The sequence below is a fragment of the Paenibacillus sp. S29 genome (genome assembly GCF_049319765.1).
GTDB classification, from domain to species: domain Bacteria; phylum Bacillota; class Bacilli; order Paenibacillales; family Paenibacillaceae; genus Paenibacillus; species Paenibacillus polymyxa_B.
In genome coordinates this window covers 1-23,271 of the sequence record NZ_JBMOUI010000001.1, presented here as the reverse complement: position 1 = coordinate 23,271, position 23,271 = coordinate 1, and the positions used below count along the sequence as shown (strand labels likewise).

Genomic DNA, 23,271 nt, shown 5'->3' with positions numbered 1-23,271 from the left:
AACTACTGTAATAGCTCCAGTAATCTTTCCAAATCCTGCTGGCTGTAATAATTCAATTCAATTTTGCCTTTATCCTTATTGTGCTTGATCTTCACAGTTGTTTTAAAGCGTTCACGCAGGGACTCTTCCATATGGTCAATATAGGGGTCCTTTTTTCGCACCTTTGCTTTGGCTTTCGCCTCACCAGGTTTATGATCCAACTGCTGTACAGCTTCCTCCAGTTCGCGAACACTCCACTGCTGTTCAATACATTGCTGTGCTAACTGTTTCACCATGTCTGGATCTTTGAGCCCAACAATAGCCCTAGCGTGTCCCATAGACAATGTTCCACGTGAAACATGATCTTTAACTTCTTCAGGCAATGCGAGCAAACGAAGGAAATTGGCAATATGAGAACGTGATTTTCCCACTTTCATGGACAACTCTTCCTGAGTTAAAGAAAATTGATCCATCAATCCCTGATAAGCTACTGCTACTTCCATAGCATTCAAATTCTCACGCTGCAAATTCTCAATCAGGGCAATTTCCATCACCTGCTGATCCGTAAAATTGCGAACAACTACAGGTATAGTCGGATTCCCACAAAATTGAGACGCCCGAAAACGTCTTTCCCCGGCTATGATTTCGTATCCTCGCAATACACTACGTGCAATAATAGGTTGGATAACACCGTGTTGACGTATGGATTCGGCTAATTCCTTAATGGACTCTTCATCAAACGTTTTTCGAGGCTGGTACGGGTTTGCACGCAACTGGCTGAGCGGAATGTCAACAACCTTATCTTCTTCATTGACCATAAGGGAGGGAATGAGTGCATCAAGTCCTTTTCCCAACCGTTTACTCATAAGATACCACTTCCTTTGCCAACTCAATATATACCTCTGCCCCACGGGAACGGGGATCATACGTAATAATGGACTGGCCATGTGATGGTGCTTCGCTGAGTCTCACATTGCGTGGAATAATCGTCTGATAAACCTTGCTTTGAAAATACTTTTTCACTTCTTCAATCACCTGAATACCCAAGTTCGTGCGGGCATCAAACATGGTTAACAACACACCTTCAATTTGCAGTGAGGTGTTCAGATGTTTTTGCACTAATCGCACGGTATTCAACAATTGACTTAATCCTTCTAATGCGTAATATTCACACTGGATTGGAATAATGACTGAATCGGAAGCCGTCAATGAATTAAGCGTCAAAATACCCAGCGATGGCGGGCAATCAATTAATATATAATCATAATTATGCTTAACGAGTTGAAGCGATCTTTTTAATCTCAATTCGCGAGAAATGGTCGGCACCAGTTCAATTTCCGCGCCTGCTAACTGAATGGTTGCCGGAATAATATCCAATCCCTCAACCTGTGTACTCATAATAGCTTCGCTAGGATCAACCTCGTTAATGAGTACATCATAAATGCAATTTGCCACGTCCGCCTTATTGATACCCACACCGCTGGTTGTATTACCTTGCGGGTCGATATCCACGAGCAATACCCTTTTGCCGAGGGAAGCAAGTCCGGCGCCCAAATTAACGGAAGTAGTTGTTTTGCCTACTCCGCCCTTTTGATTGGCTACGGCTATTATTTTTGACACTTCATTCACCTCATAATTTAATCGGAATCCTGCTACACTCCATAACTACAAAGCGCTCTATGGAGACGTTACTTAGTCCTTAACTTACGGATAACGGCAATTTCAGAATAGAATTGAGTATGCTGCGGTTTTATTCGGCGTTAGACAGAAAAAGCGGCAATTGCTGCCGCCTGTACGCTTCATCCCTTACTTACGTTTGGGAATTTGAATGACAATCTCATAGTGATCCTCATGATCAGATTCCTTGGTCTTGATATCCAAGCCTGAGCCAGACACCATATCAATGGATTGACGAATCGTATTCAGCGCAAGCCGGACATCCTTGGTAAAGGAAATCCGCTTCGATTTCTTATTGGTGGATACTTGTTTATAAAAGGCAACTCGTGCCTCTGTCTGCTTCACATTGAGTTCCTTGGCAATGACTTCATCTAAAACCTTGTACTGTAGTTCTTCAGTCTCTAATGACAATAATGCACGAGCATGACGCTCGGACACCTTCCGTTCCATTAGAGCCTCTTTCACTCTCTCCGGCAGATGAAGCAACCGTATCTTGTTAGCAATAGTGGATTGGCTTTTGCCAAGTCGTTGAGCGAGGCTTTCCTGGGTGAGCTGATGTAGATCAATCAGCTTTTGGTAAGCTACAGCCTCTTCAATCGCAGTTAACCCTTCCCGTTGAAGATTTTCAATCAACGCGATGGATGCAGCTTGTGAATCATTAAACTCACGAACAATGGCTGGAATAGTTTCCATACCCAGCTTGGTGACAGCTCTCCAACGACGTTCCCCTGCTATAATCTCATATTGTCCATTACGGAAACGAACGACAATCGGTTGAATTACACCATGCGTCTTAATGGTCTGGCATAGCTCATCAATCTTCTCGTCGTCAAATATGGTACGGGGCTGATAAGGACTGCTGACAATATCCCGAACTGGAATTTGTTTTATTTCGTCCCCAGTAGATCGCTCCGTCAAACCAAATAGCTTGGAAAATTGTTCTTTCATTCCGTATAATACCACCTAATTTCATAATAGCACCATACTAACAGCGCTTCGTGAAAAACAGTTCCTTACGCGGATCGTAGACCCTTTTATATGAAACAGCGCCGTAAGCGGGTACACTCCACGTACACCCCTGACATTTGTTGTCCCACTGCCCTATATGTATATCTGAATTCATGGGTACGGGAGCAGTCAACTTACATTAAAACGATTATCTCTATTCTATCACTTTTCCAGCCATAATCCTATCGTCTCTATCAGCTTTTCGGAAGGATCAGATAATAAATTATACATCCTCTTTGACAACTATCTATCCATCTTCTTCCCCCATGTAAACAAGAACGCATGTTAGCAAAGTGTCTTTTATGTAAAGAGTCTTTCAGCCATAAAAAAAGTGAATGTTTCACGTGAAACATTCACTTTCTTTCAAACAATTACACTAACGGCGTCTTCAAAGGAGTACCCGGCTTACGTGGATATTTCCGTGGTGTAGCCGCTCTTTTCTCAATAATAATCATATGTCTGGCTGCATCTTCAACAGGTAGCTGGAAAGCCTGAACATGTTTGATTTTTCCCTTTAGCTCCTTCAAGCTGTAGGAAGCTTCCTTGATTTCCTCCGTAGGATCACTACCCTTCATCGCGGCAAAGTGTCCCCCTTCACGGACAAACGGCAAACAAAATTCATTCAATACGGCGAGACGAGCAACCGCTCTGGCTGTCACTAGATCATAGCTATCGCGGTATCCTGGTTTACGCCCCAATTCCTCTGCCCTGCTGTGAATCAGTTCAACATTTTCCAAACCCAGCTGCTCTACTACATGGGTCAAGAATTGTATACGTTTGTTCAACGAATCTACAATAGTCAACTGAATCTGCGGAAAGCATATTTTCAAAGGAATGCCTGGAAAACCTGCACCTGATCCAATATCAGCCAAGCTTCCCACATCATTTAACGGAACATAAAAGGCCAGGGAAAGAGAATCATAAAAATGCTTGGTGTACACTGCATCGCGCTCAGTAATACCCGTCAGGTTCATTTTTTCATTCCACTCAACCAGCACACGGTAATATGTTTCAAACTGCTCTAACTGACTATCATTAATCACAATACTATGCTCTGCCAGCCGCTGCTTAAATTGCTGTTGTATCGCGTCCATTATGATCCCCTTGCTGCCGTTACGCGGTTATAATGCTCCAGATAAACCAGCAAAATGGAAATATCGGCAGGAGTTACACCCGAAATACGGGATGCTTGGCCAATCGACATCGGACGGATCTTTTCAAGCTTCTGCTTGGCTTCAATGGCCAGTCCTTGAACTTCATTGTATACAATATCCTCTGGGAGCTTCTTCTTCTCCATCTTTTGCAGACGCTCCACATGCATCAATTGCTTTTCAATGTAGCCCGCATACTTAATCTGGATTTCCACCTGCTCCTGTTCTTCCTCAGTAAGAGCTATAGGTGAAGGTGAGATTTGTGCTACTTGCGCATAACTGATCTCTGGTCGACGTAGCACCGTTAACAAATTACTGCCATCCTGTATAGGTGCAGATCCGCCTTGCTCCAGCATCTCATTTATATCAACCGGACGAACCTTCGCCAAGCGCAGACGTTCAATCTCTTGCTCTACCTTTTGCTTTTTATCCAAAAAGCGCTCGTATCGTTCATCCGTAATTAGGCCAATATCATGCCCGATCGGAGTCAATCGCAGGTCCGCGTTATCATGACGCAATAACAGACGGTATTCTGCACGCGACGTCAGCAGACGATAAGGCTCATTCGTCCCCTTCGTCACCAAATCATCGATCAGAACCCCAATGTAGCCTTGCGAACGGTCCAATACGACGGGCTCTTTGCCCTGCACCTTACGAGCTGCATTAATCCCTGCCATAATTCCTTGGCCCGCAGCTTCTTCATAACCAGAGGTACCGTTAATCTGACCTGCTGTGAACAAGCCAGGAACTTTCTTCGTTTCCAAAGTAGGCCATAACTGCGTAGGTACCATTGCATCATATTCAATAGCATAGCCATTGCGCATCATCTCTACCTTTTCCATCCCCGGAATCGAACGCAGCACAGCTAATTGCACATCCTCTGGTAAGCTGGTCGACAAGCCTTGAACATAGTATTCAGATGTGTTTTTACCTTCAGGCTCCAAAAAGATTTGGTGCTTAGGCTTATCACTGAAACGTACCACTTTATCTTCAATAGATGGGCAATAACGTGGTCCCGTTCCTTCAATCAGACCAGAGAACATGGGTGCACGGTGCAAGTTATCATTAATAATCTGATGCGTTTCTACTGAAGTATATGTCAGCCAGCAAGGAAGCTGTTCATTATCCGAAGACTTCGTTTCATAGGAAAAGAACTTCGGTTGATCATCACCCGGTTGTATTTCCGTTTTGCTAAAATCAATCGTGTCCTTGTGTACACGTGGTGGCGTTCCTGTCTTAAATCGAACCAGATCAAAACCCAGTTCTCTCAAATGCTCAGACAATCTCAACGAAGGCTGTTGATTGTTCGGACCACTCTCATACATCAGCTCGCCCATAATGATTTTTCCGCGCAGATAAGTGCCTGTGGTTAGGACAACTGCTTTACTTCGATACTCTGTGCCCGTCTTCGTAATTACACCTACGCAATGGCCGTCTTCCATAATCAGCTCTTCCACCATACCTTGGCGTAAGGTTAGATTCGGTTCCTTTTCCATCGTTTCCTTCATCGCATGCTGATAAGAAAACTTGTCTGCTTGTGCACGCAATGCATGAACCGCCGGACCTTTACCGGTATTTAACATTCTCATTTGGATAAATGTCTTATCAATATTCCGACCCATTTCGCCGCCCAGTGCATCAATTTCTCGCACCACATGCCCTTTTGCAGGACCGCCAATAGACGGGTTGCAGGGCATGAACGCGACCATATCCAGGTTAATTGTGATCATCAACGTGCGACAGCCCATCCGTGCTGCTGCCAAGGCTGATTCTACGCCCGCATGGCCCGCGCCTACGACAATTACGTCATAGTCGCCTCCTTGGTAACCCATACCTTTCTTACCTCCTTATACATTCCGGTCTTCACACCGAATATGCTCTTGTATATCTATAACGATAGCAGGCTTATACCAGCCATACTTGAATGTTCTATTTGCCCAGACAAAATTGTGAAAATATTTGATCTATCAACGCATCATGCGCAGTATCGCCTACAATCTCACCCAAATGCTCCCATGCCAGTCTTACATCAATCTGGATCATGTCGATCGGAACAAATTGATCAGCGGCTTCATAGGCATCTACCAGCGATTGGCGCGCCTTCTTCAACAAAGCAATATGCCGTACGTTGCTGACATATGTCATATCCGCTGATTCCAGCTTGCCACTAAAGAATAACTTGGATATCGCCTGCTCCAGTCGGTCCGCTCCCTCATTTTCCTTCACAGACATCGGTACGATAAGCTCTTCGGGAACATAACGCAGCAACAAATCCCGGTCTACTTGGGCCGGTAAGTCCATTTTATTCATAATGACAATCGCTTGTCTACCGCGGATTTGTTCCATTAATGCCATTTCATCCTCATGCAGTGGTTCGTTGGCGTTAATAACGATGAGCAGCAGATCCGCTTCACTAACCGCCGTTCTCGAACGTTCTACTCCGATCCGTTCCACTACATCCATCGTTTCACGAATCCCAGCTGTGTCCAGCAGCTTGAGCGGAATACTATTAATCGTCACATATTCCTCAATAACGTCACGAGTTGTGCCCGGAATATCGGTCACAATGGCCCGCTCGCCCTGAGCCAATGTGTTCAGCAGTGACGATTTGCCCACATTTGGCCTTCCAACAATCGCTGTAGTCAGCCCTTCGCGTAAAATCTTTCCCTGCTCCGCCGTATGCAGCAGCCGATCAATTTCCGACATGACCTGACTGCTTTTATCCTTGATTAATTCAGATGTAAAAGATTCAACATCATGCTCAGGATAATCAATGTTCACTTCAATATGAGCAAGTGTCTCCACCAAGACATGACGCAGACGACGAATATTCTGGGATAGTTGTCCATCTACCTGCTTCAAAGCCACCGAAAAAGCTTTATCTGATTTGGAGCGGATTAAGTCAATGACACCCTCCGCCTGACTCAGATCAATACGACCATTCAGAAAAGCACGTTTCGTAAATTCACCTGGCTCAGCCAGGCGTATATTTTGCAGCAATAGTAAATCCATCACCCGTTTGACGGCTACGACCCCGCCATGAGTGCTGATTTCTACGACATCTTCTGTCGTAAAAGAACGTGGCGCCCGCATCACTGTAACTAAAACTTCCTCCACCTTTTCCTGGCTTTGAGGATCTATAATATGTCCATAATGTACTGTGTGAGTTGGAGCCTTGCTTAGAGGTGTTTTACTACGGAACAAAGCCTCCACTTCTGTGACCGCTTCTGGACCGCTGACTCGTACAACTGCAATGCCGCCCTCGCCGACAGCCGTTGCAATGGCAGCTATAGTATCACTCAGCATAAAGTTTCTACCTCCTATCAAGTAGAAACGACATTGCCGTCCTTCATCAAGGACGGCAGCCGTTTCAGCGAGAAATATAAGAAAAAAAGCAATGGCTTCTGCATCTTGCAGAGAGCCATTGCGTCGGATTATTTTTTAGCAATGATGACGCGCCGATTGGGCTCGTCCCCCTTGCTGTATGTTCTAACCAGCGCATGCTGTTGGAGCTTGGCATGAATCAGCTTCCGCTCCTGTGACGGCATTGGCTCCAGTACCACTTCCTTGCCATAACGAATAGCCTGGTTCGCCAACCGATCTGCCAAATCCTCCAGCGTTTTTTGCCGACGTGCACGAAATTGCTCGGCATCCAGCACAATTCGGATGAACTTGTCAGAATGACGGTTGGCAACGATATTCGTCAGGTACTGCAATGCCTCCAACGTCTGTCCTCTGCGGCCGATCAACATACCGAGCGACGGACCGGAGATATCCAGTGTACTTTCATCCTTGCGGTGGCGGACATCGACTTTAACGTCCAGTCCCATTCCTGCTGCTGTTTCACGGATGAAACGCACCGCCTCTTCATAAGCATCTATATGTCCCGAGGGTGCTTCCATGTTCATCTGTGCTTCCTGTGCAACAGGCCCAGTTTCTTTTGATAAAGCCTGTCCTACGCTAGAAGGTGCTTGAGCCGATACATGAAGTTCAGCCGCGTGTGTGGTTTCAGGAGACGGCTCAGAGAGCAGCGTAAGCTCCACCTTCGCCTTCTTGACCCCGAGCCACCCCAGGAATCCTTTTGACGGCTGTTCCAACACGCTTACGGTTACCCGTTCACGGCTTACTCCCAGCTGGGAGAGTCCTTGTCTTACAGCATCTTCAACGGTTTTTCCTGATGTCACGACTTTGGTCATCTCGACTTTTTAGCCCCCTTCGTGTTTTTACCACCTTTTTTCTTACTATTGGAGGAACCAGTTTTCGCAAGACTGGCTGTTTTCACATTCGCCAGTGCTGCTTCTTTATCCTTATTCCGATAAAGGAAATAGTTTTGAATGATCGTGTAAATATTACTGTAGAACCAGTACAACGGCAAAGCGGATGGGAAGTTGTACGACATGAACAGAATCAGCACCGGATAGACGTACAGCAAAAATTGCATCGGTCCCTGCTGCGGCGTCGGATTCATTTTCATCATCATCCAAGTTTGGACAAATGTCGTAATCGCTGCCAAAATCGGCAGGATAAACAAGTGATCCGGTTTACCTAACTGGAGCCACAAGAAGTCATGATCCCGCAATGCCGAGTTATAATAAATGGCATTATAAAGCGCGATGAAAATGGGCATCTGTACTACCAAAGGAAGACAGCCCGCCATCGGGTTGACCTTGTTTTCCTGGAACAACTTCATCGTCTCTTGCTGGACCTTTTCAGGCGTATCCTTGTATTTCGCTTGGATTTCTTTTAATTGCGGCTGAATGGCCTGCATAGCTTTGGAACTACGTACTTGCTTGAGTGTAAGCGGCAAAATAATGGTTCGCACGATAATCACCAGAACCAGTACGGCTAGGCCATACTCTCCAGAGAACCATTGGGCAAATGTATCTAGCGCATACGAAAACCAGTAAACGACATATCTTTGCCAAACTGATCCATTGGCCAAGTCTGCCGTCGTGTAAGAATTGTGGGCCGTCTGGGCACATCCGGACAGCACAGCAACAAGTGCCAATAAGGCAATCAGGAGGAACCATTTTCCCCGTTGAGTCTTCAAACGCGACACTTCATAACCCCTTTCTTAACCAATCCATTCCAACGTAAATCATACCATATCCTGTAGGACAAAGATACTGACTATCGGCGTGAAGACTTGAGCAGCGAGGCTTTGCGTAGAACGTGCAGCACGCTTTTCTCCAGCTCTTGATACGACATTGTAACCGCACCTTTACGAACGATAAAAATCAGGTCAATCTGCTCCACCAATTCATGTTCATGATGGCGCACAATTTCCTTAACGATTCTACGCATCCGGTTGCGAACTACTGCATTGCCGATCTTCTTGCTGGCCGAAATTCCGACGCGGAACTGCTCTACCTCTCTGCGGCGGAACCAGTACACCACAAACTGATGGTTGGCAAAAGATTTGCCATGGCGGTATACGCGCCCAAAGTCCGCCCGGTTTCGTAGACGCAATTTTTTTTGCACGGCGCTTCTCCTTGCTCATCTCTTTTACACATGTCGGTAAGCTTACCTTTACCTTTTATATAGTAAGAAGTATGGACAACATTCCAACATGGTAATCTCGCTTATTTTATATCCGTTTTCAAAAGCTTCATCTAATATAGGACAGGATGCTGGACTTCTCCCTCTTCTTTCACTACATTTTTACAACAATAGAAGAAGGGATCCGATCCCTGAATACCTCAATTATGAAAAAAAAGACCACCGTAGTGGTCTTTATGCACGCATTACGCACTCAATACTTTTCTACCTTTTTGGCGACGAGCTGCCAAAACTTTACGGCCATTCTTCGTGCTCATTCTTTTACGGAAGCCGTGAACTTTTTTACGTTTGCTGACATTCGGTCTGAAAGTCGGTCTCATTGTGCTGCACCTCCTTACAAGGAATACGTTTTATATGGAATATACCTAACATAGCAATCTCCACAAAAAACACCTTTGTACATTTAACCACAAATAGCGGCCAAAGTCAATGTACTTGTGAATCCTCTCCCTCTTTTTCGCATTCAGGAAGCCTCCTCCCCTTCCCCCGCTCACTCACTTCGCTCTTTTATTCCCTTATTTCAAAAAATTTCTTTCGCCTCTCCTCCATCATCAGCATTCTATTGGTAGTTTTCACTCCTCCAAAAACTGCTCTTTTTACATTCCTTCATTCTGTGACTTGAATCCATCCTATTTTCAGATCGACGTTATCGGGTTCGTTCAAAAATAATGTCGGAAACGTTACCGGAAATTTTCAACAGAAAAATAAGCCTCTGTGACCAAAAGGCAACGACTGTTATACACAGATCCACAAAAAGAACTGAATTGTGATTTAAATGGTCATAACCTGTGCATAACATTTTAGAGTAAAAAAGAGTTATTGTCGAAAACTGAACAAATTATAAACAATATCTTGTGTTGTGAATAAAAATTGTACACAACAGATTGAATTTGTGGATAAATAACCACCAGTCATTGAAATACAAGGCTTCTTTTGCTATGATGATATTACTTTTGAATGTGAATATGTTGTTTTACCCTCCATATTATCAACACCCTGTGGATAAAGTTGTGAACAAGTTCAATTTATCCATCTTTTTATTTTTGTGCGGATTTGGGATTCTGGGGATATATTCTACATTTTTCATTTGATTTCGACATATTGCAGTCCCGTTTTGGCCTGCGGGATCAAGAGAACGGATCGTGCCGCACATTCCCTCCTGAGAAATATCGCCTCTCTTCTGCTGATCAGCAGCGGAATTTCCATTAGCTATTTTTCAGGGTCATTTTGTGCTGCGTTCTCTCACCACACTGCCGCATGATTTAGGCGGCGGTATGTCTTTTTATGGCCTTCAACAACATTTTTGGGATTTTAGGCGTTTTGCCGAAGCGCCGAGAGCAGCTCTCTGCAGCTTAATTCGGTAAAATGTCAGGATTTAAAAGGAGTGACGTCTGTGGACAGCCATACCTCTGAACTATGGCAGCAAATTCTATCCATTATACAAACCAAGCTGAGTAAGCCGAGTTACGACACTTGGTTTAAGGCTACCAAGGCAGCGAAACTAAATGACCACTCCATTGTGATTTCTGCACCGACAACTTTTGCCGTGGAATGGCTTGAAAGCCGCTATACCAAGCTAGTCGGAGCAACGGTTTATGAAATTTTGGGCAAACAGCTAGAGGTCAAGTTCGTTATTGAAGAGAACAAGCCCGCCGAGGTCGACCTTCAGCAACAACCTCAGCAGCAGCCGGTCGTTCATGAAGAAGCTGTGTCCCATATGCTGAATCCCAAATATACATTCGATACATTCGTCATCGGATCGGGGAACCGTTTTGCCCATGCGGCATCGCTGGCCGTCGCCGAGGCGCCGGCCAAAGCTTACAATCCGCTGTTTTTATACGGTGGTGTGGGGCTGGGGAAAACGCATCTGATGCACGCTATCGGGCACTATATTTTGGAGCACAATCCGACCAGCAAGGTCGTTTATTTATCGTCGGAGAAGTTTACGAATGAATTCATTAATGCCATCCGGGACAACCGCGGGGAAAGTTTCCGGAATAAATATCGCAACATTGATATTTTGCTCATTGATGATATTCAATTCATTGCGGGCAAGGAATCGACGCAGGAGGAATTTTTTCACACGTTCAACGCGCTTCATGAGGAACGCAAGCAGATTATAATCTCAAGCGATCGGCCGCCCAAAGAAATTCCAACGCTGGAAGAACGGCTGCGCTCTCGCTTCGAATGGGGACTTATTACGGATATTCAACCGCCGGATCTGGAGACGAGAATTGCTATTCTTCGGAAAAAGGCGCGGGCGGAAAACCTGGATATTCCCAATGAGGCCATGATGTATATCGCTAATCAAATTGATACGAACATCCGTGAGCTGGAAGGGGCGCTAATACGCGTTGTTGCCTATTCTTCCTTAACAAATCAGGATGTAACAAGTCATCTTGCGGCTGAAGCGTTGAAGGACATTATCCCGTCCAGCCGTCCAAAAATGATCACGATTCAGGATATACAGCATCAAGTCGGGGAATTTTACAATCTACGGCTGGAGGATTTTAAAGCGCGTAAGCGGACGAAGGCTGTAGCTTTTCCACGACAAATTGCCATGTACCTGTCTCGTGAGCTAACCGACTATTCTTTGCCGAAAATCGGCGAAGCTTTCGGTGGGCGTGATCATACGACTGTCATTCATGCGCACGAAAAAATCTCCAAATCCATTCAAGTGGATCAGGATCTGTTTAAAGTTATCAACAACCTAATAGAAAAAATCAAAAATCCAACCTGAACAAGTTCAGAGCCTATACACAATTTATACACATGTGGATAGGCTTGATTTTATTAGGGTTACAGTGACTTATCCACATATTCAGTGCGCCTATTACTATTACTAATATATTTTAAAGATATACATCACCTAAATAAGGCCCGCGTCAACGCGTGCTTGAAGGATTAAAACCCGTAGGAGGAACTTATGAAGATCAGCATTCTGAAAAACGTTTTGAACGAGGCTATACAACATGTATCCAAAGCGATATCAAGTCGGACTACGATTCCAATTCTGAGCGGTATTAAGCTGGATGTGAATCACCAGGGAGTAACGCTGACCGCCAGCGATACAGATATCTCCATTCAATCCTTTATTCCGATGGAGGATGGTGACCAAGCTGTCGTTCAGGTCGAACAACCCGGTAGTGTTGTACTGCCAGCCAAATTCTTTGTCGAAATTATCAAAAAGTTGCCGTCTCAGGAAATCCGTATGGAGGTAAAAGACCAATTCCAAACCTTTATCTCGTCCGGTGCAACTGAAATTCAGATTGTTGGCTTGGACCCTGAAGAATTCCCGGTGCTTCCCAACATTGAAGAAAATCAAGTCATCTCTGTGCCAGGAGATTTACTTAAAAATATGATTAAACAGACGGTGTTCTCCATTTCCACCCACGAAACGACACCGATTTTAACCGGCGTGTTGTGGAATCTGGCTGAGGGAGAACTGAAGTTTGTGGCAACGGACCGCCACCGCCTTGCCACCCGCAGCGCTCATTTGGAGACGTCTGAAGGCTTGCGCTTTAGCAATGTTGTCATTGCGGGCAAAACGCTAAATGAGCTGAGCAGAATTATTCCAGACCAAAATATGCTTGTGGATATCGTAGTAGCGGACAATCAGGTATTATTCAAAGTAGATCGGGTGCTATTTTATTCCCGCATCTTGGACGGCACCTATCCTGATACTTCTAGAATTATTCCGACCTCCTACAAAACAGAACTGATTGTGGATACAAAAAGTTTAAGTGAGTCAATTGACCGTGCTTATTTGCTGTCCCGTGAGGAAAAAACGAATATTGTAAAAATGCAGTCGCTGGAAAATGGCGGCTTGGAAATTTCCTCTAGTTCCTCTGAGCTTGGCAAAGTGCGTGAGGAAGTAACTGTGTCCAAATTTGAGGGAGAGCCGCTCAAAATTTCGTTCAACTCCAAATACATGCTCGACGTGCTCAAGGTGATTGATAGCGAGCAGCTGACGATTGCTTTTACCGGCATAATGAGTCCCATTATTTTAAAACCGGCAGATTCCAGCAATGCGCTGTATATCATCCTGCCATATCGCACAACCAACTGACGTTTAGCTTTAACCCACCCGAGGACAAGCGAAAGGATGAACAAGCCTTGAAACAGATATCTATACAGACCGAGTACATCAAGCTCGATCAATTTTTAAAATTAGCCGATTGTGTATCCACAGGAGGCATGGCTAAAGCCCTGCTGCAAGAGGGACAAGTCCGTGTGAATGGTGAACCGGAAGAACGTCGTGGAAGAAAACTGTACCCGGGTGATACCGTAGAAGTAGAGGACAACGGAAGTTTCGAAGTTACAGCAGGAGCATGATCGCCTGGGTGGCAAGGACTCCTTTTAGGTACGGAGTAACAAGGGGGACCCTATGTGTTTGTGAACAACATTGTTTTGCAGCAGTACCGGAACTATGAACAGCTGGAGCTGAATGAATTTGGGCCCGTTAATTTGCTGATCGGACAAAATGCGCAGGGCAAAACGAATCTGGTAGAGGCGATTTTTGTACTGGCTTTAACCAAAAGTCATCGAACGTCCCGCGACAAAGAGTTAATCTCTTTCGGGGCTACTTCCACTCACCTAGCTGCGGATGTGGATAAAAAATACGGGAAAATCAGACTGGATCTCGCGTTATCCACACAAGGCAAAAAAGCAAAGATCAACGGACTGGAGCAGCGAAAACTGAGCGATTTTATTGGTTCGTTAAATGTGGTCATGTTTGCACCTGAGGATCTCGAAATCGTCAAAGGAACACCGGGGGTTCGCCGCCGGTTTCTTGACATGGAAATTGGACAGGTTGCGCCAGGATATCTGTATCATTTGCAGCAATACCAGAAAGTATTGGTGCAGCGAAATAACCTGCTCAAGCAAGCTTGGGGTAAGGATATGGCTTCAGTACAGCTGATGCTGGAGGTATGGAATGAGCAACTTGTTGAGCATGGTGTTAAAATTGTTAAAAAGCGGAAACAATTTATAACAAAGCTACAAAAGTGGGCTCAGGCCATTCATGAAGGGATTGCAGGTGGGACAGAAGAGTTAAAATTAACCTATGTTCCCTCCTTCAGTGAGCCAGAGGAAGAAGATGAAGCTGTCTTATTGGAGCGATTTATGATAAAGTTATCCCAAATGAGGGAACAGGAAATCCGCCGTGGCATGACTTTGGCGGGACCCCATCGTGATGATTTGGCCTTTGCCATTAACGGCAGAGAAGTGCATACGTATGGCTCGCAGGGGCAGCAGCGGACGACGGCCCTGTCCTTGAAGCTGGCCGAAATAGAGTTAATTCATGAAGAAATTGGTGAATATCCTGTCCTGCTGCTGGATGATGTTTTGTCCGAGCTGGACCCCTATCGTCAGACTCAGCTGATCGAGACTTTCCAAAGCAAGGTACAGACCTTTATCACGGCAACCGGGGTTGAGACTTTGAACGCAGAACGACTCAAGGATGCCAATATTTATCACGTCCACGACGGGCATGTGGAACACTAAGGAGTGAGTGACCGCTATGTATATTCATCTGGGTGGAGAAAAAATCATCCGCTCTTCAGAGCTTGTGGCTATTTTCGATATCTCGATTGAAAAATCCTCTAAAATCTCCAAGCAATACGTGAACCACGCCCAACAGCAAAAGCATGTCGAGATGATTGGCGAAGAGGAAGCCAAGTCCATCGTAGTGACTCAGAATACGGTGTATTATTCCCCCATCTCCTCAACAACACTCAAAAAGCGGGCAAACCAGTTTGTTGCCAATGCTTAACCATAGAATCTATAGAAGTAGGTGAAAGGCATGTCTATGAATCAACCGTCTTATGATGCGGGCGAGATTCAGGTCCTTGAGGGCCTGGAAGCGGTTCGGAAACGTCCCGGGATGTATATTGGCTCCACGAGCGCCAAAGGTCTCCATCATTTGGTCTGGGAAGTTGTGGACAACAGCATTGACGAAGCGCTGGCGGGTTACTGTGACAGCATTCAAGTTGTCGTTCACGAAGACAATAGCATTACCGTTACAGATAACGGTCGCGGTATTCCAGTAAGTGAACACGCCAAAATGAAAAAATCTGCGCTGGAAGTCGTTATGACCGTGCTTCACGCAGGTGGTAAATTTGGAGGCGGAGGGTACAAGGTATCCGGTGGTCTGCACGGGGTTGGTGTATCCGTAGTAAATGCCCTCTCCAGCAAAATGATCGTTCATGTTAAACGGGACGGACATCTGTATGAGCAGGAATATCATCGTGGTGCTCCGCAGTATGATGTCAGAGTCATCGGTGACACAGACGAGACGGGTACCCAAACGACTTTTTATCCTGACGATCAAATCTTTACAGAAACGACCGTATATGACTATGATACGCTCCAGACGCGGATTCGTGAGTTGGCTTTCCTGAACAAAGGTATTGCAATCAGCTTGACTGATGAACGGACGGGCGCCAGCGATACATTTCACTACGAGGGCGGAATCAGTGAATATGTGCAATTTTTGAATCAAAAAAGAGAAGCGCTGCATGAACAGCCGATTTATGTCGAAGGCTCGCGTGATATGATTCAAGTCGAAGTGGCATTGCAATATAACGACAGCTATACCGAGAATATTTATTCTTTTGCCAACAACATCAACACCCATGAGGGCGGAACTCACGAATCAGGTTTCAAGAGTGCATTAACCCGGATTATTAACGATTATGCACGTAAAAATGGCTTGATTAAGGACAACAACGCCAACTTGACCGGTGACGATGTGCGTGAAGGATTGACGGCGATTATCTCCGTCAAAATTCCAGAACCACAGTTTGAGGGTCAGACCAAGACAAAGCTTGGTAACAGCGAGGTGCGGGGGATTGTCGAATCCCTATTCGCAGAGAAACTCCAGGAATTCCTAGAGGAAAATCCGTCTGTTTCCCGCCGGGTGGTTGATAAATCCTTACAAGCAGCACGTGCCCGGGAAGCAGCGCGTAAAGCGCGTGAGCTTACACGTCGTAAAAGTGCGCTGGAAATCAGTTCGCTCCCAGGCAAACTGGCGGATTGTTCCTCTAAGGATGCTTCGATTAGTGAACTGTACATCGTCGAAGGTGATTCAGCAGGAGGATCGGCCAAGCAGGGTCGTGATCGTCACTTTCAAGCTATTTTGCCGATTCGCGGTAAAATCCTGAATGTTGAAAAGGCACGCTTGGACCGTATTTTGTCCAGTGATGAAATCCGGTCGATGGTAACAGCAATGGGTACAGGGATCGGAGACGACTTTGACATCGCCAAAGCCCGTTATCACAAGGTCATTATCATGACAGATGCGGATGTCGATGGTGCCCATATTCGTACGTTGTTGCTGACGTTCTTCTATCGGTACATGCGTAAAATCATTGATGCAGGCTATATTTATATAGCTCAGCCACCACTATTCAAAGTGGAGCGTAACAAAGTTGTACGTTATGCGAACTCCGAGGCGGAACGTGATGAGATCATCAGGGAATTTGGAGAAAACGCGAAATACAATGTACAGCGCTATAAAGGTTTGGGTGAGATGAATGCGACCCAACTTTGGGAAACTACAATGGACCCTGAGAGTCGTACTATGCTTCAGGTAACTGTCAGTGACGCGATGCTGGCTGATACACTGTTCAATACCTTGATGGGTGATAATGTAGAACCCCGTCGTGACTTTATCCAAGAACATGCGAAGTACGTGAAAAATCTTGATTTTTAATGTGTGATGTTCCTTCCTAGTGGCTGTTTTACGTGCTCATTAGGTAGTATTTTGTAGGAGTTCCAAGGGGCGCCCAAATGGGCGTCCCTTTTCTTCTCATTAACCAGCCCGGGTGTATTTGAATATTTGAACTCATTGTTTTAGGCTTTTTTCTTAGAGCGTATGGTTTTACCCGTGGATGAAGAGTACCGGCCGTAGCCTACTGCATATCTGAATATTTTATGATAGAGGCTTTTGTTGGGAAGGGAAGAGAACACCTTAATTGCTGGTCTCGTATTAACCTCCAGAATCCACGGATAATTTTGTTGATCCAGTCCCACATCTAATCCAATTTCCCTTAAACGTGGGTATTTTTTTTGCAACTGCCAGGCTACCCGTTCGCCCATTTTTGATAATTTTTGCTCCAGTCGTACAGCTTCCTTTACATCCATGTATGGAGCGACTAGCTCATTGAAAAAGCGCGTTGTCCCACCGCTGTGATGATTGGTGACGACTTTGTCAGGAGCAGCTACGCGTCCTACAATAAGCGTTGTTTCCCATTGGTGTCTCAAATTCATCTGGGTTAATACCCTCAGATCGAAAGGGCGTGCTTCATGCTGAAGAAGTGGAATTCCACGCTGGATCAGATATGGACGTTTTCGTATGCGGGAAGAAACCACTTTATGCAGATCTTCTAGACTTTCGAAGGTGAAGGTATCTACTTCATAGCGAAGCACATACCAAGTTCTCTCTTCGATAATTCCTTCTTCTGTCGGTGGAAGCGGCTCTGTCAGCCTCTCTGCCCGCATAACCCCTTTTCCATAAGTACCGTTATCCGGCTTAATATAGACAGTACCATACACAGCTAACATTTCGTTCAAGTGATCAAATGTGTACAACCGTGTTTCCGGTACATAAGCGGCCAATGTCGGATTGGGGAGAATGGCATTTGTTTTGGTCCACTTACTGGATACTCGCTGAATAGACAAGTAATCTCATCCCTTTCTTTTCGAAATATGAGTCATGTACTTGGAATCCGCAACACTTTGACAAAACAAGGGAAACTAAAGGACAAGCGCGTAAAACAATGATATAATAGAGAAATACGGCGTTTTTCGGAATTTTGCTAAGTGAACCCTGACCGTATACGTATTGTATGTGGAAAAGGCCCTTAGGGTGGGGGCTAATCCCCAGCTCTGGGGAATTTGTTATAATCAGGGCTTGTGAGTTGTACAAGAGATAGCAATCTGCTACTCGCAGAAAGAGAATGACGAGGGATTTACGCTGTAAAGAGGACAGATGCGTTTAATTGTGCTCTTTTTGTGAAAGTAATATAATTACACAGATGAGGATTTCAGCCAAAATCCTGCGCAGAGAGCGGAGTGTATAGGCAGTATCTTGTTAGGCTTTTCACATAGAGAGCATTGTATTGAAGGATAAGAAGGAGGACCAGCATGGCGGATCAAAATAACTCGCAAATCATCAATAGGGATATCGGAGTGGAAATGCGCGAATCCTTTATGGATTATGCCATGAGTATTATTGTTAGCCGTGCCTTGCCTGATGTGCGGGACGGACTGAAGCCGGTACACCGTCGTATTTTGTATGCGATGTCCGAGCTAGGCATGTCGCCAGATAAGCCTTACAAAAAATCGGCAAGAATTGTCGGCGAAGTTATCGGTAAATATCACCCTCATGGTGATACGGCTGTATATGATACGATGGTGCGGATGGCGCAGGATTTTTCCTTGCGTTATATGTTGGTGGATGGACACGGTAACTTTGGCTCCGTGGATGGAGATATGGCGGCTGCGATGCGTTACACCGAAGCACGGTTGTCCAAGATTGCCATGGAAATGCTACGTGATTTGAACAAAGAGACCGTTGATTTTATGCCGAACTACGATGGTGAAGAGAGCGAGCCCGTTGTATTACCTGCACGTTATCCTAACTTGCTGGTAAATGGCGTCGGCGGAATTGCAGTCGGGATGGCTACCAATATTCCTCCGCATAACTTGGGAGAGGTTATCGATGGTGTACAAGCACTAATCGAAAATCCTGACATTACGCCGATGGAACTTATGGATTATATTCAAGGGCCGGATTTCCCGACAGCAGGTTATATTTTAGGACGCTCTGGTATTCGTCAGGCGTACCAGACTGGCCGCGGATCTGTGACCATGCGTGCGAAGACCACCATAGAAGAGATTGGCAATAAAGCACGGATTATCGTGCATGAGCTGCCTTACCAAGTGAATAAGGCTCGTCTGGTCGAGAAAATTGCCGAATTAGTACGTGACAAACGTATTGAAGGCATTACGGATCTTCGGGATGAATCGGACCGTACGGGTATGCGTGTCGTTATTGAGTTGCGTAGAGACGTGAACCCGAATGTCGTTCTGAATAATTTGTTTAAACATACGGCCATGCAGTCGAATTTTGGTATTAATATGCTTGCCATTGTAAACAACGAACCGAAGATTTTGAACCTGAAGGATGTCTTGTATCATTATCTCAAACATCAGGTCGAGGTTATTCGTCGCCGGACAGAATTTGATCTGAAAAAAGCCGAAGCTAGAGCACACATTCTGGAAGGCTTGCGCATTGCCCTTGACCATCTGGACGAAGTTATTGCCTTGATTCGTTCTTCCCAAACTGCAGAAGCAGCTCGTGAAGGACTGATTGAGCGTTTCTCGCTCACTCTTGAACAGTCTCAGGCTATTCTAGATATGCGTCTGCAACGCTTAACCGGTTTGGAACGTGAGAAGATCGAGAACGAATATAACGAGCTAATACAAAAGATTGCGGAATATCGTGAGATTTTGGCGAACGAGCATCTGGTACTCAATATTATTAGCGAAGAGCTGAATGAACTTAAAGAACGTTTCGCTGATGAACGTCGCACTGAAATTACAGTGGGTGAAGAGAGTATTCTGGATGAGGATCTCATTCCGCGTGAAGATGTTATTATTACTGTAACCCATACAGGATATATCAAACGCCTTCCTGTTACTACTTATCGCAGTCAAAAACGCGGTGGTCGTGGTGTAGTGGGTATGGATACCAAAGATGAGGATTTCGTAGAGCATCTGTTCATTACGAATTCACATCATCATTTGTTATTCTTTACCGACAAGGGTAAGGTATATCGGATTAAGGCCTATGAGATTCCTGATCTAAGCCGGACTGCCCGGGGGACACCGATTATTAACCTGATTCAGATTGAACAGGGTGAGTCGATCAATGCGGTAATTCCAATCGAGGAATTTGTGGAGGATAGCTATCTATTCTTTGCGACCCAGCATGGAATTATAAAGAAGACACCTCTTGACGACTATGCAAATATCCGCAAAGGTGGCTTGATTGCCATTAACTTGCGTGAAGATGACGCCCTGATCGAAGTGAAGCTGACGGACGGACAGCAGGAAATGATTATTGGTACAGCACAAGGCATGTCTATCCGTTTCCCTGAAAGTGATGTACGGTCTATGGGCCGTAGCGCTACAGGGGTTAAAGGGATCAACCTTGATGAGAGTGATGCTGTAATAGGTATGGATATCGTAGATACCAGCCTGGATATCCTGATTGTAACGGCCAAAGGTTATGGCAAGCGTACCCCTGTTGTGGATTATCGTATCCAAAGCCGTGGAGGTAAGGGGATCAAGACGATTAATGTTACGGATAAAAATGGTCCGGTTGTCGGTCTCAAGGTTGTAAAAACCGAAGAGGATCTGATGATCATTACAGCTAGTGGCACCTTGATTCGGACTAGCATGGGGGAAATCTCCACGATGGGTCGGAATACACAAGGGGTAAGGCTGATTAATATTCGCGATGATGATTCGGTTGCAACTGTTTGTCGAGCGAACAAGAATGAGGAGCAGGATGAACTGCTTGAAGAATTATTAGAGGATGGGGAAGCTGGAGAGGGCTCCTCTCTATCATCTGTTGAACCAACTCTCGAAATGAATACAGAAGATACGGAAGGTAACGACCCAGAATCTTCTGAGGGCGAATAAGAGCCTGCATATGGAAACAACATTAGTTATTAAATTTTAGATGGAAGAGACTCTCTGACTATTTGGTCGGGGAGCCTTTTTCTTTTTCTGGCTAACGAATTCAGACAAGTATGCTTTAAATGGCATAAAATGAATGTACAGGATCAATCCCAAGTAATATAATGACATCATAACTGGCAGCTGGAGCAGCTGTTGTGAGAACAGAGAGGTTGACCATGACAACTGTACCCGTACCCGAATTAAAAGCAGGACTTAGATTGCAAAGCGATGTATTTACAGAAATGGGCAGCTTGCTGCTACCAAAAGGGCGCATTCTGCTACCGCGTGACTTGGAGATTTTACAGGCGTTCCTGATCCAGCAAGTTGAGGTAGGAACGGATGATCTTACAAAATCCAGTGGCGAGTCTACGACTGTTCGATCTGGAATATCTGAATCGCAAGGTCCTTCGTTAGATGGGCGAGATGAATCTGAACAATTTCAGGATGAGTATGACAAAATGGTGATGCTCGTTAAGAACGCATTTCAATCGGTACTCGTCTCTAATTTATCTATATATGAACTGCGAGGACAATTGGAGTCCTTACTGGTGCACATTCAGCGCTATAATGTAATGACCTATACTCCGCCTGCCATGATCGAAGTGGACTATATTTTTCACAACGCCGTGCTAACCTCCCTTACTTCCTACTCCATTGCACAATGGATCGGATTACCTCAAAAGGATTGGATGCAGGTGGCTTTTGCTGGATTGCTTCATGACATAGGGAACGCTAAAATGGACCCGGCCATTCTGTACAAGCCCTCCAAACTAACGTGGGAAGAGCAAGAAGAAATACGTAGTCATACATCACTAGGATACCAGCTGCTTAAAAATGTGAAAGCCATTAACGAAGGTGTGCGTTTGGCAGCTCTTCAGCATCATGAGAAAGTGGACGGTACTGGATATCCACTGCGTCTTAAAGGGGAACAAATCCACATCTACGCTAAAATCGTTGGAGTAGCTGATGTGTTCCATGCTATGACTCTAGAGAAAACATACCGGCCTGCCCAATCACCGTATCTGGTTCTGGAGCAAATCAAGTCAGAATCATTTGGAAAGCTGGACCCAAGTGTCGTACAAGTTTTTATTCATAAGCTAACCCAATTCAATAATGGAACCAAGGTGCGCCTCAATGATAACCGTACAGGGGAAATTATATTTGCTGATCGAGATCATCCGACTCGTCCGTTGATTCAAGTAGATGGGGAAATCATTAACTTAATGCTGCAAAGAGAGCTTTATATCGAGTGTATTGTTACTTAACTAAGTATTTAAAAAAAACAGTTGCACAATATAAAGAAAGTATGATATATTATTTCTTGTCGCTTCAAGTGTTATCAAAAAGAGCGAAAAACACTTTTGAAAAAAAAGTGTTGACATAACTCTAGGAAATATGATACACTATGAAAGTTGCTGAGGGGTTGAAAGAAACGCCGAGGCGGACAATGAATGTTTGATCTTTGAAAACTGAACAACGAGTGAGTAAAACGATTTTGCTTGCAAAATCAAACAAGAGATATTTTTATCTCGTCAGTTTCAACATGAGCTTATCGCTCTTTCTATAAACTAACTTCGGTTGGTCTTTAATGGAGAGTTTGATCCTGGCTCAGGACGAACGCTGGCGGCGTGCCTAATACATGCAAGTCGAGCGGGGTTGTTTAGAAGCTTGCTTCTAAACAACCTAGCGGCGGACGGGTGAGTAACACGTAGGCAACCTGCCCACAAGACAGGGATAACTACCGGAAACGGTAGCTAATACCCGATACATCCTTTTCCTGCATGGGAGAAGGAGGAAAGACGGAGCAATCTGTCACTTGTGGATGGGCCTGCGGCGCATTAGCTAGTTGGTGGGGTAAAGGCCTACCAAGGCGACGATGCGTAGCCGACCTGAGAGGGTGATCGGCCACACTGGGACTGAGACACGGCCCAGACTCCTACGGGAGGCAGCAGTAGGGAATCTTCCGCAATGGGCGAAAGCCTGACGGAGCAACGCCGCGTGAGTGATGAAGGTTTTCGGATCGTAAAGCTCTGTTGCCAGGGAAGAACGTCTTGTAGAGTAACTGCTACAAGAGTGACGGTACCTGAGAAGAAAGCCCCGGCTAACTACGTGCCAGCAGCCGCGGTAATACGTAGGGGGCAAGCGT

Annotated in this window: 19 protein-coding genes and 1 rRNA gene; 9 read left to right on the top strand and 11 right to left on the bottom strand. The window is 45.3% G+C overall.

Annotated elements, in window-relative coordinates:
- Positions 1 to 2 precede the first annotated feature (2 nt).
- The 10 genes from ACL9RM_RS00100 to rpmH form a co-directional block, all read right to left on the bottom strand.
- Positions 3 to 845, bottom strand: coding sequence for a ParB/RepB/Spo0J family partition protein (locus ACL9RM_RS00100; RefSeq protein WP_039272130.1), 843 nt, complete (start codon positions 843 to 845; stop codon positions 3 to 5).
- Positions 838 to 1,599, bottom strand: coding sequence for a ParA family protein (locus tag ACL9RM_RS00095; protein ID WP_013312810.1), 762 nt, complete (start codon positions 1,597 to 1,599; stop codon positions 838 to 840). Before ACL9RM_RS00095 ends, ACL9RM_RS00100 begins: the two co-directional genes overlap by 8 nt.
- A 186-nt stretch (positions 1,600 to 1,785) precedes the next feature.
- The gene (gene noc / locus ACL9RM_RS00090) at positions 1,786 to 2,604 is read right to left on the bottom strand and encodes a nucleoid occlusion protein (protein ID WP_013312811.1); all 819 of its coding nucleotides are present in this window, start codon (positions 2,602 to 2,604) and stop codon (positions 1,786 to 1,788) included.
- Positions 2,605 to 3,035: 431 nt separating this feature from the next.
- Positions 3,036 to 3,758, bottom strand: coding sequence for a 16S rRNA (guanine(527)-N(7))-methyltransferase RsmG (rsmG, locus tag ACL9RM_RS00085; protein WP_250267092.1), 723 nt, complete (start codon positions 3,756 to 3,758; stop codon positions 3,036 to 3,038).
- On the bottom strand, positions 3,758 to 5,647 hold the full coding sequence (mnmG, locus tag ACL9RM_RS00080) for a tRNA uridine-5-carboxymethylaminomethyl(34) synthesis enzyme MnmG (protein WP_103049706.1): 1,890 nt from the start codon (positions 5,645 to 5,647) through the stop codon (positions 3,758 to 3,760). The genes rsmG and mnmG overlap by 1 nt, the downstream gene beginning before the upstream one ends.
- Positions 5,648 to 5,744: 97 nt before the next feature.
- Complete coding sequence (gene mnmE / locus ACL9RM_RS00075) at positions 5,745 to 7,121, bottom strand: tRNA uridine-5-carboxymethylaminomethyl(34) synthesis GTPase MnmE (protein WP_250267093.1); 1,377 nt, start codon at positions 7,119 to 7,121, stop codon at positions 5,745 to 5,747.
- A 128-nt stretch (positions 7,122 to 7,249) separates the two neighbouring features.
- A complete protein-coding gene (gene jag, locus ACL9RM_RS00070) occupies positions 7,250 to 8,011 on the bottom strand; it encodes an RNA-binding cell elongation regulator Jag/EloR (RefSeq protein WP_250267095.1) in 762 nt (253 codons plus the stop codon).
- On the bottom strand, positions 8,008 to 8,874 hold the full coding sequence (locus ACL9RM_RS00065; protein ID WP_029518972.1) for a YidC/Oxa1 family membrane protein insertase: 867 nt from the start codon (positions 8,872 to 8,874) through the stop codon (positions 8,008 to 8,010). Before ACL9RM_RS00065 ends, jag begins: the two co-directional genes overlap by 4 nt.
- A 71-nt stretch (positions 8,875 to 8,945) precedes the next feature.
- Positions 8,946 to 9,296 (bottom strand): ribonuclease P protein component, encoded by a 351-nt coding sequence (gene rnpA / locus ACL9RM_RS00060; protein ID WP_013312817.1) that lies wholly within the window; start codon positions 9,294 to 9,296, stop codon positions 8,946 to 8,948.
- A 263-nt stretch (positions 9,297 to 9,559) separates the two neighbouring features.
- A complete protein-coding gene (gene rpmH / locus ACL9RM_RS00055) occupies positions 9,560 to 9,694 on the bottom strand; it encodes a 50S ribosomal protein L34 (RefSeq protein ID WP_007433250.1) in 135 nt (44 codons plus the stop codon).
- Positions 9,695 to 10,767: 1,073 nt separating this feature from the next.
- Between rpmH and dnaA the strand changes: the two genes are divergently transcribed.
- The 6 genes from dnaA (at position 10,768) to gyrB (ending at position 17,088) form a co-directional block, all read left to right on the top strand.
- The gene (gene dnaA / locus ACL9RM_RS00050; protein ID WP_103049703.1) at positions 10,768 to 12,114 is read left to right on the top strand and encodes a chromosomal replication initiator protein DnaA; all 1,347 of its coding nucleotides are present in this window, start codon (positions 10,768 to 10,770) and stop codon (positions 12,112 to 12,114) included.
- A 186-nt stretch (positions 12,115 to 12,300) separates the two neighbouring features.
- A complete protein-coding gene (gene dnaN / locus ACL9RM_RS00045; RefSeq protein ID WP_250267097.1) occupies positions 12,301 to 13,443 on the top strand; it encodes a DNA polymerase III subunit beta in 1,143 nt (380 codons plus the stop codon).
- Between the two features lie 47 nt (positions 13,444 to 13,490).
- Positions 13,491 to 13,709: a S4 domain-containing protein YaaA gene (yaaA, locus tag ACL9RM_RS00040; protein ID WP_023986416.1), complete on the top strand. Its 219-nt coding sequence runs from the start codon at positions 13,491 to 13,493 to the stop codon at positions 13,707 to 13,709.
- A gap of 54 nt (positions 13,710 to 13,763) precedes the next feature.
- Entirely contained in the window at positions 13,764 to 14,879 is a 1,116-nt protein-coding gene (gene recF / locus ACL9RM_RS00035) for a DNA replication/repair protein RecF (RefSeq protein ID WP_013308098.1), read from the top strand.
- A 16-nt stretch (positions 14,880 to 14,895) separates the two neighbouring features.
- Entirely contained in the window at positions 14,896 to 15,147 is a 252-nt protein-coding gene (remB, locus tag ACL9RM_RS00030; protein ID WP_007433255.1) for an extracellular matrix regulator RemB, read from the top strand.
- Positions 15,148 to 15,177: 30 nt separating this feature from the next.
- Complete coding sequence (gyrB, locus tag ACL9RM_RS00025) at positions 15,178 to 17,088, top strand: DNA topoisomerase (ATP-hydrolyzing) subunit B (RefSeq protein ID WP_061830445.1); 1,911 nt, start codon at positions 15,178 to 15,180, stop codon at positions 17,086 to 17,088.
- 140 nt (positions 17,089 to 17,228) lie between these two features.
- Here the strand turns inward: gyrB and ACL9RM_RS00020 are convergent, their stop codons facing one another.
- A complete protein-coding gene (locus ACL9RM_RS00020) occupies positions 17,229 to 18,056 on the bottom strand; it encodes a YheC/YheD family protein (RefSeq protein WP_061830446.1) in 828 nt (275 codons plus the stop codon).
- A gap of 465 nt (positions 18,057 to 18,521) precedes the next feature.
- Between ACL9RM_RS00020 and gyrA the strand changes: the two genes are divergently transcribed.
- The 3 genes from gyrA to ACL9RM_RS00005 all read left to right on the top strand — a co-directional run.
- Positions 18,522 to 21,086: a DNA gyrase subunit A gene (gyrA, locus tag ACL9RM_RS00015; protein WP_061830447.1), complete on the top strand. Its 2,565-nt coding sequence runs from the start codon at positions 18,522 to 18,524 to the stop codon at positions 21,084 to 21,086.
- A 215-nt stretch (positions 21,087 to 21,301) separates the two neighbouring features.
- The gene (locus ACL9RM_RS00010) at positions 21,302 to 22,390 is read left to right on the top strand and encodes an HD-GYP domain-containing protein (protein ID WP_061830448.1); all 1,089 of its coding nucleotides are present in this window, start codon (positions 21,302 to 21,304) and stop codon (positions 22,388 to 22,390) included.
- 320 nt (positions 22,391 to 22,710) lie between these two features.
- Positions 22,711 to 23,271: ribosomal RNA gene (locus tag ACL9RM_RS00005) — 16S ribosomal RNA — on the top strand; the annotation flags it as partial.

What these genes read in the sequence shown, in the direction of transcription:
- noc (WP_013312811.1), bottom strand. Translation starts at nt 2,604, where the DNA reads ATGAAAGAACAATTTTCCAAGCTATTTGGTTTGACGGAGCGATCTACT.
- gyrB (WP_061830445.1), top strand. Translation starts at nt 15,178, where the DNA reads ATGTCTATGAATCAACCGTCTTATGATGCGGGCGAGATTCAGGTCCTT.
- remB (WP_007433255.1), top strand. Translation starts at nt 14,896, where the DNA reads ATGTATATTCATCTGGGTGGAGAAAAAATCATCCGCTCTTCAGAGCTT.
- rsmG (WP_250267092.1), bottom strand. Translation starts at nt 3,758, where the DNA reads ATGGACGCGATACAACAGCAATTTAAGCAGCGGCTGGCAGAGCATAGT.
- dnaN (WP_250267097.1), top strand. Translation starts at nt 12,301, where the DNA reads ATGAAGATCAGCATTCTGAAAAACGTTTTGAACGAGGCTATACAACAT.
- mnmE (WP_250267093.1), bottom strand. Translation starts at nt 7,121, where the DNA reads ATGCTGAGTGATACTATAGCTGCCATTGCAACGGCTGTCGGCGAGGGC.
- ACL9RM_RS00100 (WP_039272130.1), bottom strand. Translation starts at nt 845, where the DNA reads ATGAGTAAACGGTTGGGAAAAGGACTTGATGCACTCATTCCCTCCCTT.
- mnmG (WP_103049706.1), bottom strand. Translation starts at nt 5,647, where the DNA reads ATGGGTTACCAAGGAGGCGACTATGACGTAATTGTCGTAGGCGCGGGC.
- gyrA (WP_061830447.1), top strand. Translation starts at nt 18,522, where the DNA reads ATGGCGGATCAAAATAACTCGCAAATCATCAATAGGGATATCGGAGTG.
- ACL9RM_RS00010 (WP_061830448.1), top strand. Translation starts at nt 21,302, where the DNA reads ATGACAACTGTACCCGTACCCGAATTAAAAGCAGGACTTAGATTGCAA.
- rpmH (WP_007433250.1), bottom strand. Translation starts at nt 9,694, where the DNA reads ATGAGACCGACTTTCAGACCGAATGTCAGCAAACGTAAAAAAGTTCAC.
- jag (WP_250267095.1), bottom strand. Translation starts at nt 8,011, where the DNA reads ATGACCAAAGTCGTGACATCAGGAAAAACCGTTGAAGATGCTGTAAGA.